Origin of the sequence: Sinosporangium album (assembly GCF_900100605.1) — a bacterium.
Lineage (GTDB): Bacteria > Actinomycetota > Actinomycetes > Streptosporangiales > Streptosporangiaceae > Sinosporangium > Sinosporangium album.
In genome coordinates, this window is sequence record NZ_FNCN01000011.1 from 91,926 (window position 1) to 109,390 (window position 17,465).

12 protein-coding genes and 2 CRISPR repeat arrays are annotated in these 17,465 nt (G+C 68.2%); of the genes, 8 read left to right on the plus strand and 4 right to left on the minus strand.

Annotation, left to right across the window (positions count from 1 at the left end; genetic code table 11):
* The first annotated feature begins 596 nt into the window (after window positions 1-596).
* Window positions 597-1,174: direct repeats of the CRISPR family, unit length 29 nt; unit sequence CGGACCACCCCCGCCTGCGCGGGGAGAAC.
* Between the two features lie 385 nt (window positions 1,175-1,559).
* Entirely contained in the window at window positions 1,560-1,760 is a 201-nt protein-coding gene (locus BLQ73_RS13735; protein WP_093170930.1) for a hypothetical protein, read from the plus strand.
* Between the two features lie 249 nt (window positions 1,761-2,009).
* Here BLQ73_RS13735 and BLQ73_RS13740 read toward each other — a convergent pair whose 3' ends face one another.
* The 4 genes from BLQ73_RS13740 to BLQ73_RS32390 all read right to left on the minus strand — a co-directional run bounded on the left by BLQ73_RS13740 (window position 2,010) and on the right by BLQ73_RS32390 (window position 5,373).
* Window positions 2,010-2,567 carry a uridine kinase family protein gene (locus BLQ73_RS13740; protein WP_176955426.1) on the minus strand — a complete coding sequence of 186 codons (558 nt, stop codon included), beginning with the start codon at window positions 2,565-2,567 and terminating at the stop codon, window positions 2,010-2,012.
* A gap of 75 nt (window positions 2,568-2,642) precedes the next feature.
* Window positions 2,643-3,890, minus strand: a complete 1,248-nt coding sequence (locus BLQ73_RS13745; protein WP_093170824.1) for a sedoheptulose 7-phosphate cyclase — start codon at window positions 3,888-3,890, stop codon at window positions 2,643-2,645.
* A complete protein-coding gene (locus BLQ73_RS13750) occupies window positions 3,887-4,471 on the minus strand; it encodes a flavoprotein (protein WP_176955427.1) in 585 nt (194 codons plus the stop codon). The genes BLQ73_RS13745 and BLQ73_RS13750 overlap by 4 nt, the downstream gene beginning before the upstream one ends.
* Window positions 4,468-5,373, minus strand: coding sequence for a hypothetical protein (locus tag BLQ73_RS32390; protein WP_176955428.1), 906 nt, complete (start codon window positions 5,371-5,373; stop codon window positions 4,468-4,470). The genes BLQ73_RS13750 and BLQ73_RS32390 overlap by 4 nt, the downstream gene beginning before the upstream one ends.
* Before the next feature lie 472 nt (window positions 5,374-5,845).
* On the opposite strand from BLQ73_RS32390, the gene BLQ73_RS13755 reads away from it, so the two are divergent.
* The 7 genes from BLQ73_RS13755 (at window position 5,846) to cas1e (ending at window position 17,458) form a co-directional block, all read left to right on the plus strand.
* On the plus strand, window positions 5,846-7,171 hold the full coding sequence (locus BLQ73_RS13755; protein ID WP_093170826.1) for an NsdA family TPR-like regulatory protein: 1,326 nt from the start codon (window positions 5,846-5,848) through the stop codon (window positions 7,169-7,171).
* Between the two features lie 123 nt (window positions 7,172-7,294).
* A CRISPR array of direct repeats spans window positions 7,295-8,177; the repeat unit is 29 nt; unit sequence CGGACCACCCCCGCCTGCGCGGGGAGAAC.
* 165 nt (window positions 8,178-8,342) lie between these two features.
* Window positions 8,343-11,207: a CRISPR-associated helicase Cas3' gene (gene cas3, locus BLQ73_RS13760; protein WP_176955429.1), complete on the plus strand. Its 2,865-nt coding sequence runs from the start codon at window positions 8,343-8,345 to the stop codon at window positions 11,205-11,207.
* 342 nt (window positions 11,208-11,549) lie between these two features.
* Window positions 11,550-13,715 (plus strand): type I-E CRISPR-associated protein Cse1/CasA, encoded by a 2,166-nt coding sequence (gene casA / locus BLQ73_RS13765; RefSeq protein WP_093170828.1) that lies wholly within the window; start codon window positions 11,550-11,552, stop codon window positions 13,713-13,715.
* A gap of 32 nt (window positions 13,716-13,747) precedes the next feature.
* Window positions 13,748-14,989, plus strand: coding sequence for a type I-E CRISPR-associated protein Cas7/Cse4/CasC (cas7e, locus tag BLQ73_RS13770; RefSeq protein WP_093170829.1), 1,242 nt, complete (start codon window positions 13,748-13,750; stop codon window positions 14,987-14,989).
* The gene (gene cas5e, locus BLQ73_RS13775; protein WP_093170830.1) at window positions 14,986-15,837 is read left to right on the plus strand and encodes a type I-E CRISPR-associated protein Cas5/CasD; all 852 of its coding nucleotides are present in this window, start codon (window positions 14,986-14,988) and stop codon (window positions 15,835-15,837) included. The genes cas7e and cas5e overlap by 4 nt, the downstream gene beginning before the upstream one ends.
* Entirely contained in the window at window positions 15,834-16,487 is a 654-nt protein-coding gene (cas6e, locus tag BLQ73_RS13780; protein WP_093170831.1) for a type I-E CRISPR-associated protein Cas6/Cse3/CasE, read from the plus strand. Before cas5e ends, cas6e begins: the two co-directional genes overlap by 4 nt.
* Entirely contained in the window at window positions 16,484-17,458 is a 975-nt protein-coding gene (gene cas1e / locus BLQ73_RS13785; RefSeq protein ID WP_093170931.1) for a type I-E CRISPR-associated endonuclease Cas1e, read from the plus strand. Before cas6e ends, cas1e begins: the two co-directional genes overlap by 4 nt.
* Window positions 17,459-17,465: the final 7 nt, after the last annotated feature.

Sequence of the window (17,465 nt, forward strand, 5' to 3'; positions counted from 1 at the left end):
ACCCGCACCCCCGTGGCTCGCGCCCCTCGGCCATGTTCCCTGTTGGTGGCCTTCTGATCCTTTGGCCTCGTTGGGGCTGTCGCCCCTTGGGCAGGGGCGTGAACCCTTGGCCGCGTTCATTCGGGGACGTGAAGGGGCCCGAGAAGAGCTGGCCACCTCCAGAGCCTGGGGCCGCGTGAGGGGAGTGCCCGCCGTTGTCGACACCGACATGCTCCCTAACCTCACCCACCCCGTCATTCGCCATGGTTCTCGGCGTCAGCGTCGGTACCTCTACAACCATCTCCGGGCGCCAAGCCGTATCGCGGTAACTCGGAAAGCTCGGCAAATGGGCTTGTATCAGTCCATTCTGAGTACGGGGTCGGTTTTCACGTGCCGTCGACAGTGCCGAGGGCTGGACGATCGCGTTTCGCAGTCGGATCACCCCGCCTGCGCGGGGAGAACCGGGAATCGGGAGCGGCGGCGAGTGCCGCCGCCGGGTCACCTCCGCCTGCGCGGGGAGAACGGGCAAAGGATCACGCTCGCTCACCAGCACGGAGGACCACCCCCCGCCTGCGCGGGGAAAACTGGGCCCGAGTACGCAAGCCGAGCGGCATCATCGGACCACCCCCGCCTACGCGGGGAGAACGAACCGCTGGGAGACCGCCGTCTCCCAAAGCGCGGACCACCCCCGCCTGCGCGGGGAGAACGTCGACGAGCTCGCCCTCATCCCCGAGGCGTTCGGACCACCCCCGCCTGCGCGGGGAGAACTCGATCCCGAGATCCGCGAGATCTACGCACTGAGGACCACCCCCGCCTGCGCGGGGAGAACGCCAGCGAGGACGGCAGCATTCTGCTGTACATCGGACCACCCCCGCCTGCGCGGGGAGAACGTCCACCTCAAGAGGATCTCCGTCAAGAAGTTCGGACCACCCCCGCCTGCGCGGGGAGAACGCAGTCCAACACGTTCACCGCTGGATCACCGGCGGACCACCCCCGCCTGCGCGGGGAGAACTCGCGCGCTGTGTGGCTCGCCTCGATCAACGCCGGACCACCCCCGCCTGCGCGGGGAGAACGACTTTACATAACACCTACCGGCTTTACCACCCGGACCACCCCCGCCTGCGCGGGGAGAACCTGCCAAAGTCCAGCGGGGAGTCGTGCCTCATCGGACCACCCCCGCCTGCGCGGGGAGAACACTTGCTGACCTGGGCTTAAAGGGGGGCGTTGCTGATTTGTGACCTTGAGGGCTGGGGTGGTGGATGGCTTGGCATGGGGAGAGCTTACGCGCTCGTGCGATTTTGTCGGTGGTGTGTGGTGCAGTTGCCTCGAAGGCCGAGTCGCGATGTGTGGAGCCGAGCCTATGCCTGTAGAGAATCTTGGTGGAGAGTCTCTGTGGTCGGTTGACGCGCGTTTGTGGGGGAAGCGCGACAAGCTGCCGGGCCTATCCGGTGGTCTGTCATCTCATCGACACCGCGGCGATTGCCGGGGCGCTCCCCTCTGCGTCAGGCTCAAGTGAGACGGAAGGGGTCAAAGATCACAGGATGATATGAGCAGGGCGAGATCGGGTACTGCACGTGACGATGAGCAACCATGACCTCCACAGCAGCGATGGACCGCGGGCCGGCCGACCGAAACGCCGGCACTTCACGGCCGCCTACGAACTGCGGATGGTCGAGGAATACGACACGGCCGCGCAAGGTGAGAAGGGCGCGCTGCTGCGCAGGGAGGGCCTTTACGATTCCAGCATCCAGTTGTGGCGGAGGCAGCGGTCAGCGCCTTAGAGGTCGAGATCAGACGTGTGGCCAAAGGCCGTAGGGCCTGGCGCGAGCGAATAAGAGGCAAGCGCTGAGACCGCACCCTGGCCTCCAGGTACTGGAGGAGCGAGCTCACGCTCGAGCCGGAGAGCAATGTTCGCGAAGGCCCAGCGGTGGCGCAGGCCCGTGGAGCCTGCGCCATGACGAGGGAGCCGTCGGGGGTGCTGAGAAGTGCCGGGTGAGGAGGGCCGAGCAGCAATGTAACGGCCAGTGGCATTAGCGAGCGCGGGGCAGGGCCCCGACTTCGGTCGAGTTGACGATCGTCTCCCGTATCGCTGCGGCGGTCGCTTCGGCTGGCTGCTGCCCGTCGAGACACAGATCGGCGGTGGCGGCGGCGACTTCGACGTGCCGCTCGTAGCCGCTTCGGCCGCGCTCTAGGTAACCACGGATACTCGCTTCGACGTCGGCGCCTTCGGCGAGTTTGCGCAACAGCTTGCGGGCCAGGCCGATGTCCCACGGGACGTCCATCCACACCGCCAGCCCGGCGCGCGAGCGCACCTCCGGCAACGTGAGTGCGAAGATCCCTTCGACGACCACCAAAGGAGCGCCCCCGGCGGTGTGCCGGTCGATCTCGCCGAGCACCGCAGCGACGTCCATGGTGTCCGGATCGCTGAAGTCCACTCCGGCGCCAGGCATGGCGGGCGGATGGTAGTGGGTGTCCATCGCGATAACCGGTGCCTCCAAGTCGGCCCCAACGCGTGTGGCGACCGTCGACTTCCCCGACCCGGGGATGCCAGCGATCGCCACGATGAGACTGTCTTCGGCAGCAGCCACTCCTGCCCCTCCTAGCCGGCCATTCCGAAGGGCTACCATCTCACAGGCCGGAGGGGGCGTTCGGCAAGCTCCGGGTCAGCGCGTGTACATGTCCTGACCGTCGCAGCCGGAGCGCGTCTCACACAGAGCGGAGTGAGCCCCTATCGCCGAGCGCAGCAGGCTGAGGCTGACGTCGGGAACGTAGCCGCAGCCGCCGATACCGCGCGGCAGCGGCGCCCACAGGCCACCACCGCCGCGCTTGGCCAGCATCGCCTGCTGGGCCCGGACCAGCATGTCCACGTCGGTGATCGCCGGGTGGTGGATCGCCAGCCCGAGCTTCTGGCACACGTCCAGGATACGATCGCGCTCGGCCGAGGTGAGCCAGCCGAGCAGAGCGGCCAGGGTGGCGCTGAACGCTATCTCCACCGACACGGCATGGCCGTGCCGCAGCCCGGCCGCCAGCTCGAACCCAGGCGACCAGGTGTGGCCGTAGGCATGTGGCCGATCCTGGAACACCTCGAACAGATTGGGGCCCTCGTGCCGCAGGTAGGAGCGCAGCGTCCGGAACACGATCGCATCATCGACGCTGCCGGGGCGGGCAAGGCGGGCGGCGACAAGATCGCCGCCGTGGGAGTCCAGAAGGTCGAACAGCTCGAAGTCGTCGACGATCGCCATCTTCAGCACTTCGGCCAGGCCGTGCCGGAAGTCCGGCTCTGCGAGGGTGGCGAACAGCGACCGGTCCACCAGGGTGAGCACCGGGGGGTGGTAGGTGCCCAGGAAGTTCTTGTGGGTGCCGACGTTGACGCAGGTGCGCGGGGAGGGGCCGGCGTCGATCGCGGCGACCAGGCTGGTGGCCACCATGACGTATGGGGTACGACGGTGCAGCAGCGAGCACGCCAGCCCCGCCGTGTCGGTCAGGACGCCTCCACCGACGACCAGGACCGGCTCGCTGCGGTTCACCTCCAGAGATCCGAGGAAGGCGGCGATGCGCTGCACCATGCCAAAGGTCTTGTCCGCTTCACGCGCCCGGCACGTCATCACGTGCAGGGCGATGCCGTGGCCCGCGAAGTATGCGGTGATGCGCTGGCCGTGCAGCCGGTGAACCTCCTCGTCGATCACTGCCGTACAGCGGCCGAGAGAACTGTAGATGTCGGCGAGGGCGCTGCACTCAGGGTCGAACACCTGCCAGGCGAGCTGGACGTCGCTACGGACCCGCAGATGGGATTCAACGCTGATCCGCCCGCGCGCTGGGTCGGTGTCAATGTGGCCGGTTCCGTCGTAGTAGTTGCACGTGCGGAAGCGTTCGCGGTCGCCGGCCTGCGGGCGCTCGATCTGCACCGTCACTCGGGGTGTCCCTTCTCGTCAAGGTCGTCGATGTAGTGGCGAAGCAGCGCGGCGACGACGTCCGGCCATGCGCACGCCACACCGGCCGGATTGCCGCCGCCCTGGCGGTTGACGCCGTCTGTGAGGCTGGGGTTAGGGGCCGGTTCCAGGACGCGGTGCTGGCGCGCAGCCAGGACCGCGACGTGCTGCTGCACCACCGGGTTGGACCACATGGCGCGGTTGGTGGCCGGCGCGAACCACACCGGTGCGGGGTAGGCGAGGATGCACGCGGTGAGCAGGGTGTCGGCGAGGCCGAGTGCCGCTTTGGCCAGGGTGTTGGCCGTCGCCGGGCACACGATGAACTCATCGGCGGAACGGGCCAGCTCGACGTGCAGGGGTGACTGTCCGGAGTGCCAGTCGGCGTCGCCGGTGACGGGCCCGGGAAAGCCGGTCAGGAACGGGACCGCGGCGGGGGTGGCGACGACGATGACCTGCGGGGCGATGTGCTCGCGCAGCAGCTCGACCAGCCCGTGCACGCCGGTCGCGGAGGAGGAGCCACAGACGCCGAGCAGGACCCGGCGGCGCGGAAGCCGGTCGTTCACCGGACCGGTTGCAGCCGCAGCGGCAGCGGCGCGGTCATGGCCAGATCGGCGATCGGGCCCGGCACTGCGAGGTTCCGCATCCGCTCGTGGAACACCGACCGCCACCAGAATTCCCGGTGGTCGAGGGTGAGAATGTCGACTTCGGCGGCGGCGAGCTCCTGGTAGACACCGAGGACCTGGCGGCGGTCGGTGACGTCGCATGACGCTGCGGCGTCAAGGCAGCGCCGCAGCGTGCGGTGCTGCGGCAGCGCTGTGAGGTAGGTGTCGGCGAGCGCCCATTTGCGGGGGGCGGGCAGCCGTCCGGCGGCCAGGTGGCACAGATCCACCAAATACTTGATCATGTCGGTGGTGAGCAGGCGCCACGAATGCGGGTCCTGCCGCAGGTACCCCTGGAAGGCGGAACGCCAGTAGGTGGAGGCGTAGCGGCTCACCCACTCGCTCGCCAGCTGCGGAGTGAACGGCTCGACGATTCGTTCCCGTAGGACCCGCTGGTGCAGGGTGATGAAGTCCTCGTGCTCCCACATCACGTGCATGGTGTGGTAGTTCTCCAGGTCGTCCAGGTAGCCGCGGTCAAAGGAAGGGGCGGCTTGGACGAATTCAGTGAGCACCTGCAAAGACAAGATCTTGAGGTTGAGGATGCCGTCTGCGGTCAGCGTGTTGTAGACCGAGAACGGCACCAGGGTGTCGTCGCGGCCTTCCGACAGCAGCTCGATGCCCAGCCCGGTGGGGATGATGTTGTCCAGGCAGTAGCTGTCCGACAGCGGAGTCTCGGGTTCGACGAACACCCAGACGTCGACGTCGGAGTAGCGGTCTTCGACGCCCAGTCGGTGGGAGCCGCACAGGCTCAGGCCGACCACGTGCTGGGTGCCGGACAGTCGCTCAAAGATCTCGGTGTTCTTCACGTCCTAGTCCTCCCGGGGGCTGTAAGGGCCGGCCCGCGGACGTCTAGCGGGCCGGCCCAGTGGGGCGGAACTAGCAGACGCGACCGGTGGTGGTCGGCATCGCCGCAGCGGTGCCGGTCACGCGGGCCAGGGAAGCCACCAGGGACTCGCGGGTCGTCTTCGCCATCACGTCACTCCTTTGCTCGTGCCCTGCCGGGCAACGTTTCGGGTCGGCACGCACGCGCCGCCCCCTTGTGGTTGTCGTGACCGCTGCTTCCGGGACTGCGATCCCCCTGCTGCGGTCGCAACTTGTCACACGATGACTCCTGCACCGGCACCTTCGGTAGAGGTCGGCGCGGTGAGGCAGGTGCGGAACGGCGCCGCTTTGGTGTGGTTGGTGCGCTCAGGGGCGTCTGGGCGCGGGACCCGCTAAATTCGAAGATCTAGCTCGCCTGTGATCGGACCGTCACCTCCTGTCCGGAAGGGCCTCGCCATGGCACCCCCCGCGAACGAACGGCTAGCGCGAAACGAGAACCTTCAGCTGCTGATGGAGAGGGCCGGATGGCGCCCGGAGACCCTCGCCCGGAAAGTCAACCTCGTACTGGCTGGAACGCGTGAGAAACGCCGCGTGCATGAGAAGACGCCGTACCGATGGCTGAACCGGGGCGAGGTGCCGCACGCGCCGGTGCCGGACGTGGTCGCCTACCTGCTGTCACGGGCGATCGGCGAACCCGTCGCCTTCGACCAGGTGTGGCCGCCCGGCACCCGTCCCTGCGCGACGTGGGCTTGGGCCGACGACGGCCGCGACATACCGTGGGATCACCAAGGACTGCTGCAACTCCTGGGAGAGTGGTCGCACACCATGCTGACCCGACGCAGGTGCCTCGTGCTCGGCGGGGCCGCCCTCACCGGAGCCGCCTGGCAATGGCTGGACGCGCCCGCCCCGATCCCCGCGCTGCGCGGTGAAGGCGACCAGATCACTCCCGAGACGCTGTCGCTGATCGATACCATCGTGGCCGGCGCCCAGAGCCTGGACGAAAAGCACGGCAGCGGCGCCGCCGATTTCGTCGCAAGCCAGTTCAACGCCGTGGCCCGGCTGCTGCGCCGCAGTAGCTACGACGCCAAGACCGGGCAGCGGCTGTGCACCGCCCTCGGCCAGCTCGCCCAGACCTCCGGCTGGATGGCGCACGAGGCGGCTCGCGACGGACAGGCCCAGCGCTGGTTTCTGACCGGGCTGCGCGCCGCTCACTCGGCCGGTGACCCCGCGCTGGCCGCGGGCATCATCGCGTTGATGAGCAATCAGGCCACCACGATCGGCAAATCCGCTGAGGCGATCCAGCTGGCCGCAGCCGCGCAGGAAGCGGCCCGTGGCTGCTCGCGTAGCGTGCGGGCGATTGTCAGTGCCCGCAGCTGCCTGGCCTACGCTGACGTCGGCGACTCCGCTGGCTTCCATCGATCCCGTGACGGCGCCATGGAGCTCATCACCAGGGCGGCCGAAGAGGGCGAGCAGCCGCCGGGGTGGGCGAGCCATGTCACACCGAGCGAACCAGCGGTCGGCGCTGCGGCACGGCATCTGGCTCAGCCTCGCCCACACCCGCGCCGGCGACCTGGACGAGGCCGTCGCAGCGGGCCGATCCGCGCTGCGGCGGCTGCTGTCGGTGACGTCGGCGCAGTGCGTGGCCCTACTCGGCGACCTCCGCGACGACCTGGTGCCGCACGCGCCGCGCACCACCGCAGTCCGCGACCTGGTGCACGACATCGAACGGCACCTTGCCTGAAGCTACTTCAACCTCCAGTCCAGCGACTTGCCAGCGCCTAGGCAGAGGGGGCGGGCAGCAGGTCACCCCGGTCGTTGCGTCGCTTCACGCCCTCAGATCAGGCGTCGAAGTCGTACTGGAACACATAAGAACATCTCGCCCAAAGCACTCACGATCCCGTTGGCCGGGCCACCCCCGCCTGCGCGGGGAGAACCTAGGCGCGCGGCGATTGCCGCCTTCCCAGGTCGGACCACCCCCGCCTGCGCGGGGAGAACGACGACGAGCTCGGCGAGGCGCAGGGCGAGGGCGGACCACCCCCGCCTGCGCGGGGAGAACGAGGCACCGGCACCACCCGGTGGGACATCAAACGGACCACCCCCGCCTGCGCGGGGAGAACGAGGGCTGGGGCGACGTGGGTGTAATGAGGGACGGACCACCCCCGCCTGCGCGGGGAGAACGAGGGCTGGGGCGACGTGGGTGTAATGAGGGACGGACCACCCCCGCCTGCGCGGGGAGAACGACGTGCAGAAAATCCAAGACGTCGGCAAAGTCGGACCACCCCCGCCTGCGCGGGGAGAACGAGGGCTGGGGCGACGTGGGTGTAATGAGGGACGGACCACCCCCGCCTGCGCGGGGAGAACGACGTGCAGAAAATCCAAGACGTCGGCAAAGTCGGACCACCCCCGCCTGCGCGGGGAGAACAGGTGTTGGCGTGGTGCTGGGCTGCGGCGCGGCGGACCACCCCCGCCTGCGCGGGGAGAACGCCAGCCGCCAGGACCGGCCATCGCCGTCATCCGGACCACCCCCGCCTGCGCGGGGAGAACCATCTGGTCGTACGCCGCTCGGACGCCGGGCTCGGACCACCCCCGCCTGCGCGGGGAGAACGCCGAGGTGACGCGCAGCTTCACGGTGGGAGCCGGACCACCCCCGCCTGCGCGGGGAGAACTGCCCACGCCTGACGAGGCTGACGAGCTGCGACGGACCACCCCCGCCTGCGCGGGGAGAACGCGTGCATGTTGTCCGGCAGAAGCGCCAAGGTCGGACCACCCCCGCCTGCGCGGGGAGAACACTTGCTGACCTGGGCTTAAAGGGGGGCGTTGCTGATTTGTGACCTTGGGGGCTGGGGCGGTGGCTGGCTTGGCATGGGGAGAGCTTACGCGCTCGTGCGATTTTGTCGGTGGTGTGTGGTGCAGTTGCCTCGAAGGCCGAGTCGCGATGTGTGGAGCCGAGCCTATGCCTGTAGAGAATCTTGGTGGAGAGTCTCTGTGGTCGGTTGACGCGCGTTTGTGGGGGAAGCGCGACAAGCTGCCGGGGCCTTATCCGGTGGTCTGCCATCTCATCGACACGGCGGCGATTGCCGGGGCGCTCTGGGACGCGTGGGCCGTCGGGCTGAACGTCCTGTCTGTGGATGTGCTCGGTGAGCATGTTGGTGCCCGCATGAGAAATTTCGTGTGCTTCTGGGCGGGCCTGCACGATATAGGCAAGGTATCGCCGTCATTCCAGGCGCTGGTTGGAGACTGCTATCAGACGCTGCTCGCGGAGGCGTCGGAGTACGGCGAGGACGACGCGGTGGTCGGCTTGCGTCATAACGAGGTGACGCAGTGGGTCCTGGTCGAGATCTTCAAGGCGCTGGGTTACCCCGCTGCCGACCGTGCGCGCCGGGACGTTGGGCATCAGATCGCCCAGTTGCTCGGAGGGCATCACGGGCAGTTCTGCCGTGCGATGAGGCGCCAGGAGTTGAGCGATCCCCGCTCCCGTCCCGGCATCGGCGAGGGTGTTTGGGAGGAGCAGTGCCGCGCGCACGCGGATGTGCTCCGAGAACTGACGGGCGCGGATGAGGCGCTGCGTGAGCGGTTGCCGGTGCCGGCGGCGGTTGTGGTGCTCGGCATTGTGATTGTGGCGGACTGGCTCGCGAGCCAGGAGTCGTTCATTATCGCGCGGATGCCGAAATCCGGCTGGGAGGCTTCGCCGGGCGAGCTGCGTGCCCATTGGGAAGTGGCGGTGGCCGACGCGCCGCGGGTGGTGCGGGATGCGGGGTTGGGCCGTGGCCTGTTCGAGGACCGGACCTTCAAGGAGCTGTTCGGCTTCGACGAGCCTAATCCGCTGCAGGCCTCGGTGATGAAGGAGCTACCCGGGCTGGTCGACGGTCCGGGCCTGCTGCTGGCCACGGCTCCGCCGGGCGAGGGTAAGACGGAGATGGCCCTGTACGCGGCGGGGGTGCTGGCGCGGGCCTGCCGGGCCAATGGGCTGGGGTTCTGCCTGCCGACGATGGCGACGACGGACGCGATGCACAGGCGGGTTTCGCTGTTCGCCAAGCGGGCGCTGCTGGGGGACGCCGCTTTGGCCAAGGTCCACAGCATGGCCTGGTTGTCTTCGGACGCAGCCGGCGATGCGGCGGCCGACGCGTCTATCGGCGATGTCGTGATCACGGACGCGGAGGCTTCGATCGAGGCGACGCAATGGCTGCGCGCCGGTCGGCGTGGCCTGATGGCGCCGTTGAGCACGTTCACCATCGACCAGGGCCTGACCGGTGTGCTGCCTGTGAGATACAACGTCCTGCGCTTGATGGCGATGGCGGGCAAGGTCGTGGTCATCGATGAGGCCCACTCCTATGACGCGTGGATGCACGCCCTGCTGCTGCGGTGGCTGGAATGGCTCGGAGCGTTTCGGGCGCCCGTGATCCTGTTGTCGGCCACGCTCACCGGCGACACGGCGCGGTCGCTGGTCGAGGCGTATATGCGTGGGGCCGGGCACGGGGTGCCGCGGGAGCTGCGGCCCTGCTATCCGGGGTGGCTGTTCGCCGACGCGGTCAGTGGGACCGTTCGCTCTCCCCGGGAAGTGGCCAGCGAACGGGAGCGCAGCGTGAGGTTCGAGATGGTGCCGGTACGGCGGGGCAAGGACGTCGCGCGGCCGGGGCATCGGCTCGCGGTCGTCAAGAGGCTGCTGGAGCAGGTGGTCGACAGTGACCGTGGATGTGTCCTGGTGTGCTGCACTACAGTCGCCGAAGCCCAGCACACCTACCGTCATATCGCCGACTGGTTCCGTGAACTCAAGGAGAACGGCGGACAGCCCCCTGAGTTGAGGCTGCTGCATTCCCGGTACCGCGCCCGCGACCGGTCCAAGATCATCGACGCGTGTGAGCGCGACTTCGGCAAGACGGGGCAGCGCCCCCGCACGGTCCTGGTCTCCACGCAGATCATCGAACAGTCCCTGGACCTGGACTTCGATCTGCTCATCACCGACCTGGCATCTATGGCGCTGCTCCTCCAGCGCTCAGGTCGATGCCAGCGCCGCCGCGACAAGCACAGCGACCTGCACCAGGCTCGCCGACCGGATTGGATCGGCGCCGAGCCCCGCGTGGTCGTGCTGGAGCCAGTGAACGAAGAGGGCGTGTTCGCGGTGCCGAAGGAGTGGGGTGAGGTCTACGACGAGTCCCTGCTGCGCCGTACGAGCAGGCTTCTGCACGAACGCGGCACCGATCCTGTCGAGGTCCCGGGCGATGTGCAGAGCCTTGTCGACGCGGTCTATGCCGAGGACTTCGCGGCGGTGGCCACGTTGAGCGACGCCGCCGCGCGAGAGATCGTCCTAGCGGATGGTGAACGTCTCGCGAGAGAGGCTGTCCAACGGCAGACCGCGAGCCTGGTCAGGATCTACTCGCCCCACGACGGGCAGCTCCACGATCTTCACAAGCTCAGCGAGTCATGGCCCGGCGTGGACTCCGCATGGCTCACGACGCGCCTGGGGGCCGACTCCGAACGACTGGTGTGCGTCTATGAGCAGGAACCGGGCGTGTGGACGTTGGACGAGTCCGGGCAGGTGGCCGTGCCCGGTTGGAAGGGGCGGTCGCGGGTCACCCGCGACCAGGCGCGCCTGATCGCGGAGTACGTGATCCCGGCGCCTGGGCGGTACTTCGGTGAGGATGCCGAGCTGCTGGAGCTGCCGCCCGCCTGGGCGAAGAACGCCGTGCTGCGCGACTGGAAGCTGCTGCCGATGCGGCGTGCGGGCGAGCGGTGGTACGGCCGGATGCGGCCGGGCCCGGTGCGCTATGAGGCGGAGCCGGGGCTTGAGCTGGTTGCTACCCCTTACGCTCTTGATTAAGGTTGGAAAGGCTAAGACGGCCTAGCCTCATCACGCCGGGTCGTCTCAGCCCTGCCCCCCGCTTTCGCAGGGACTAGTCGGAGCTGCGTGGGCTTCTGCCCCTCACGCTCGGACCACCCCCGCCGCGCGGGGAGTTCGAGGTCTCGGCCGGTGGCGCTACCTCTGCCATCGGGTGGCGGCTGCATACGCGCCGCACATGAACGCAGAATCCGGTTCCACCAACAGCTCGACCTCAAGTAGCTGAGGGGTCAAGCAGTGCGCGCGAGACAGGCTTTGCTCGCACGGCCGAAGGTCCTTCGCACAATCTACCCGGTGGGTGTCCAGACACAGGAAGGAGGGGGCGTGGTACCGAAAGCCAGTTTCGATCTGGCCGTATGCCAGTGGGCGGAGGTCCGCTGGAAGCAGGCCCGGCCGGATCGCCCCTCGAAGCTCGGCCTGCGGGATCTGCTCGTGCATGCCCATGAGATCGAGGCGTTGGCCATCACCCCTCCGCCTGCGTTGTCGGCGGTGTACCGCTTGCTGTACGCGATCACGGCACGGATCACGGACCTGGACAAGAACACCGAGGGGTTCGATGACTGGCTGGACCGGCGGAGCGAGATCTTCGGCAAGCCTTTGAACCCAGAACGCGTCGACGACTACTTCAACAAGTACTCGGGCAAGTTCGACCTCTTCCACCCCGAACGGCCGTTCCTCCAGGACCCCAGGCTGGCGGACCCGAAGGTGTGTCCCAAGGGCGCTGGGGTGAACAAGCTGGCTCTAGGGCGTCCCGCGGGTAACAACTCGGTGTGGTTCGGGCACCACTGGGACGCCTCGCCCGTCCCCGTGCCGACGCCTGAGGCCTTCCTCGCGTTGCTGTGCTGGCTCTACTACGGACCTTCCGGCCGGTGCGCGACACGAACCCACGCCGATGTCACCGCTGCGGACGTGTCCGCCGGCCCCCTGCGGTCGAGCCTCTCCTACCATCCCGAGGGCAACACCCTGTTGGAGACCCTCCTGGCGGGGCTGCCCTCGCCAACCGATGAGTTCCGGCAAGGGGACGACCCATGCCCCTGGGAACTGCCCGACCTGCCCGACCCGCTGGCCCCGCCACGGGAGCCCGACCCCTATCCGGGCCCGTGCGCCCGGCTGACCGGCGGCTGGCAGCACGCGCTGCTCCTGACGCCCGACGAGACGGGGCAGAACGTCGTCGACGCCCATATCACCTGGGGCCGCCGCAACAAGCAGCCGCCGACCGGAGACGCCTACGTGATCTTCCAGGTCAGCAAACAGGGCAACATCTACGCACGGCCTGCCGATTCGGGACGCGCACTGTGGCGCGACCTGGACGGCCTGCTGGACCTGCCCAACACCACCACGGCGCAGCCCCGGCGCCCCGCGGTGTTCGGCGGCGACATCGACGACCTCGGCTCGTTCAAGGTCAGGGCATTGGGTTTCGAGCAGGACGGGAAGACCAAGGACATCCAGTTCGTGTCGGCCGTCACCCCGCCGCTGCTCTTCCGGATCAACGAGACGGATCCCGGCACCTCCCGGCGCATCGGCGACCTGCGGACGGCCGGTGAGCTGTACGGCAGTCGCCTCGATTTCGCCGTCAAACTGGCGTGGGCCTCCATCGTCAGCGATAAGCCGAAGAAGTGCGCGTGGTCCGAGCACGCCGCCGCCGCGTACTGGCCGATGGCGGAGGAGACCTTCTGGAGGCGGATGCGCGACCAGGACTTCGACCGCCCTTGGCGTTCGTTTCTCGGCGCGGCGATCTCCGCGTTCGAGCAGGTCACCCAGGGGCATGTCCGCAGTGCCCGGACCGCCCGTGCCATCGAGAGAGCCCGCTTGGAGCTCTATGGCGGCGTCCGCAAGATCAGCCGTACGAAACGGCGCTCCACGTCACCGTCATCGAACGATCGGCAGGGAAGCATGGCCGGCCAGCAGACACCCACCATCCACCCCGCTCTGGAGCAGGCTCGCCAGTTCGTCACTGGGGTCTTCGAGCTGTGTGAAGATCCAGGAAAGCGTTCTGCCTTGCGTAGTGGCCTGGGCCGTCCTCTCGATGAGTGTCACCGCATGCACAAGGTGATCGCGGGGCGGGTGCCCAACAAGCAGGAGAACATTCAGCGCGCCTACTACGCGATCGCCGCCATGATCGCATCACTTCCGCCGCAGGCCAGGGGAAGATCGTCCGCCGATAATCCCGTGGGCCGCGGCTTCGGCCAGTGCCTCGCCGAAGGCGTGGCCCATGGAGTTCTCCGTGAGTCCACGGCCGAGAGCCACCTGGACCTGCTCACTCGGCAGAGCGTGGACGGCCTGCACCGTCACCTGCCGGCGATGGTCCGCGCCGTGGCGGACCGGTCCTCGGCGGTCGATTGGGGACAGCTCCTGCTGGACCTGCAGCGGTGGGAGGAGCACCGCGACCAGATAGCGCGCCGCTGGTTGCAGTCGTTCTACCGGACACGCTTCGAGGCGGATCTTGAGGCCGCCCGCGCGGCGGACGACGACGACCACGACTCCCAGTAGTCCATCTCGAAACCCTGAAGCTGGAGCCTTCCGTGACCACGATCCCCGGCCGCTACATTGAAGCGCACATCATCCAGGCCATCCCGTTCGCCAATCTCAACCGGGACGACACCAACGCGGTCAAGACCGTCAAATGGGGCGATAGGGAGCGCACTCGGGTCAGCAGCCAGTGCTGGAAGCGGGCCATGCGCCTGTACCTGCAGACCTCCCTCGGCCAGGAGGCCGCCCTGCGTACCCGCCGCTTGGCCGAGTACCTCGCCCGGCACTTGCGGGAAAAGCACGACTGGCCCGCTGAGCTGGCCGAGCGCGCGGGGCGGCACACAGTGGTCGCCAGCAGTGTCGGTGGCGAAGCGCCGAAGAAAAAGACCGACGAAGCGTCGAAGAAAAAGACCGATAAGGCGTCGAAGCAGGCCGAGGGGGCGTCGAACGGCACCAACGAGCACTGGTCCACAGCCGCGATGGTCTACGTGCCGGCCTCCGCCATCGGCGAGCTCGCCGAACTCGCCATCCGCTACCGCGAAGCGCTGGAGAAGGCCAAGGAGCCCAAGCCCCCGACCCAGTTCGAGCGCAGTCACAGCGTCATCCCGACCGCCGAAGTCGACGCGATCCTGCGTAGCCGCAATGGCGTCATCAACCTGTTCGGGCGGATGCTCGCCCAGGTAGACGATGCCAAGGTCGACGGAGCCGTCCAGGTCGCCCATTCCTTCACCACGCACGCCACCGACACCGAGATCGACTACTTCAGCGCGGTGGACGACGTCACCGACATCTGGGGCGACACCACCGGCAGCGCCCACATGGGGCAGGCCGAGCACAGCGCCGGAGTGCTCTACCGCTACGTCGTTCTCGACCTGAACGACCTGCACGCCAACCTGGGCGGAGACCTCGCCGACACCCGGGACTTGGCGGCCGGTCTCCTCAAGGCGGCGTTGTTGTCGCTTCCCCATGCCAAGAGGAACTCCACTGCCCCCAACACCATCCCGCATCTGGCGCACCTGACCGTACGGACCGACCGGCCCGTCTCCTACGCGGGCGCTTTCGAGAAGCCGGTGCGCGCCGACCGGCTCGGCGGGCACGGCGACCTTTCGGTCATCAAGATGGACGAGTACGCCGGCGCCGTGCAGAAACTGCTGGGCAAGGAGGGATGCCGCTATGCTGCCCATGCGACGCTGTCGGAGGAGAAGATCGACAAACTCGGTAAGCGAGTCGAATCCTTCGAGGAGCTGATCGACAAGGCACTGGCCGACGCCCTGGCCGCGCGGGAGACCAAGTGAACGCGCCTCCCACCACGGGCTTCCTGCTGCACCTGAGCGGGCCGCTGCAGTCGTGGGGGGAGCGCTCCCGCTTCAACCAGCGGGACACCGCCACCGCTCCCACGCGCTCCGGGCTCATCGGCTTGATCGCCGCCGCCTTGGGGCTGCGTCGCGACGAGCTCGGGCAGCGCGCCGGCGGACCCATCACCGAACTGAGGACCTTGCGGTTCACCGTACGGATAGATCGCCCTGGCACGTTGCTGCGAGACTTTCACACGGTCGGCGGAGGAATGCCCCGTCCCCTCACCGTGATCACTGCCGAGGGCAAGCGGCGCGCCGAGGACAAGGCCACGGTCACCTCAGACCGCTACTACCTTCAGGACGCCGCGTTCATCGTCGCCGTCACGGCGGACGACCCGGCCCTGCTGGACCGCTGCGCCCAGGCCGTGCGTGCCCCGATGTGGCCGCCCTATCTGGGCCGCCGGTCATGCCCGCCGGACGCCCCGTTCCTGCTCGACGTTCTGGGCGGAGACCCGATCACCGCGCTGATCGATTTCCCCCTCGCCCGGCGGAAACCTCGCGACCAGGGCAGTGTCCTGGTCGAGTTCCGCAGCGACACGCCGTTCGACGCCGCCGCGTGGCCGGACGACCCCGCCGCCCCGCAGACCGAGCAGGTCTACAGCGAGGCCCAGGACGAACCGGTCTCTTTCGAGTCTCACAACCGGCGCTACCAGACCCGTCCCGTGTACCGCAGGCATCTGAGCCTTCCCGCGCGACAGTGCGCAGGACGAGGCATCGACTATCTCACCGAGATCACCAAGCATCTGAACCCCGAGCAGTCCAACGGAAGCACTCCGACGACGCCATGAACACCGAACTGTGGATCACCCAGATCATCCTCGACACCAGCAACCGCGCCGTCCTCGGCGATCTGCGGGACGTCGTCCGGCTGCACCGGCGCGTCATGAGCCTGTTCCCGGACGGGCTCGGACCTGACGCCCGGCGGCAGGCCGCCGCCCTCTTCCGCCTGGAAGAACAGACCCGCGGATCCGCCATCTTGGTGCAGAGCGCCGTCAGACCTGCGCTGGAACGGCTTTCCGCCTCCTATGGAACCGCTCGCTGCAAATCCTTGACGCCGCTGCTCGACGGGGTGCGCGAAGGGGTGAACATCCACTACCGGATCATCGCCAACGCCACCCGTAAGCTCGGCATGAACACCACCGCCGGCCGTCCCAAGCAGGTCGTTCCGCTCCACGGTGCCGAAGCCGACGAGTGGTGGCAGCGCCAAGCCGATGCCGCCGGCCTCATCCTGCGCAGTTCGCACAGCAGGCAGCTCGACAGCGGAATCGGCGAACGGGGCGACGACAGCCGTGTCACCCACGCCCGCACCCAGTTCGACGGCACCGCCACCGTCTCCGAGCCCAAGGCTCTCCTCCACCGGATCCACGCGGGTATCGGCCGGGGCAAGTCCTTCGGGTGCGGGCTGCTCACCATCGCCCCGGCCGCTCCGGCGTCATGAGCTCCACCTCGGCACGCAACGCCCGCCAGCGCCTGGCCGCGCCCACCGCGGCCATGCTCCCGCGCATCGGCGACTCGTTGTCGTTCCTGTACATCGACATAGCCCGCATCGTGCAGGACGACACCGGCGTCAAGGCCTTCTTCCAACTGGACGACGAACAACGCCGTGTCGCTCTGCCCACCGCCGCGCTGGGCTGCCTCCTGCTCGGGCCGGGGGTCTCCATCACCAGCCGTGCCCTGTCCACGCTCGCCAGGCACGGCACCACCGTCATCTGTGTGGGAAGCGCCGGTATATGCTGCTACGCGGCCAACGTCCCGGACTCCCTCCCCACACGCTGGCTGGAACTGCAGGCCCGCGCCTGGGCCGACGACACCGAACGCGCTGCCGTCGCCCGCCGCATGTACCTGCGGCGGTTCGGCGAGACGGCCCCCGCCAACGCCACCATCGCCCAACTACGCGGCCTGGAAGGCCAGCGCATGAAGGCGCTCTACCGTCTGTGCGCCCAGCAGCATGGGCTGCGGCCCTTCAAACGCTCCTACGCCCCCGACGACTGGGACGGCCAGGACCCTGTCAACAGGGCTCTCTCGGCCGCCAACACGTGCCTCTACGGCATCGTCCACGCCGCCATCAACGCCATCGGCTGCTCACCCGGCCTCGGCTTCGTCCACACCGGCACATCTCACTCCTTCGTGTACGACATCGCCGACCTCTACAAAGCCGAACTCACCGTCCCACTCGCCTTCTCCCTCCACGCCGCCGTCGACCCCGATGGCCAAGCCCGCCGTTCCTTCCGCGACGGCCTGCGTCTCTTTCGTCTCCTCCCACGCATCGTCGCCGACATCCAAACCCTCCTGGACCCCGACGACGGCACCCGCCGGGAAGACGCCGAAGAAGCCGCAGAGGAACTTGTCGACCTCTGGGACCCGGACTTCGGCCGCCTGGCCGGCGGCACCAACTACGGGCACGACTGACATGGCC

What these genes read in the sequence shown, in the direction of transcription:
- BLQ73_RS13735 (WP_093170930.1), top strand. Translation starts at nt 1,560, where the DNA reads ATGAGCAACCATGACCTCCACAGCAGCGATGGACCGCGGGCCGGCCGA.
- BLQ73_RS13755 (WP_093170826.1), top strand. Translation starts at nt 5,846, where the DNA reads ATGGCACCCCCCGCGAACGAACGGCTAGCGCGAAACGAGAACCTTCAG.
- cas3 (WP_176955429.1), top strand. Translation starts at nt 8,343, where the DNA reads ATGCCTGTAGAGAATCTTGGTGGAGAGTCTCTGTGGTCGGTTGACGCG.
- cas6e (WP_093170831.1), top strand. Translation starts at nt 15,834, where the DNA reads ATGAACACCGAACTGTGGATCACCCAGATCATCCTCGACACCAGCAAC.
- cas1e (WP_093170931.1), top strand. Translation starts at nt 16,484, where the DNA reads ATGAGCTCCACCTCGGCACGCAACGCCCGCCAGCGCCTGGCCGCGCCC.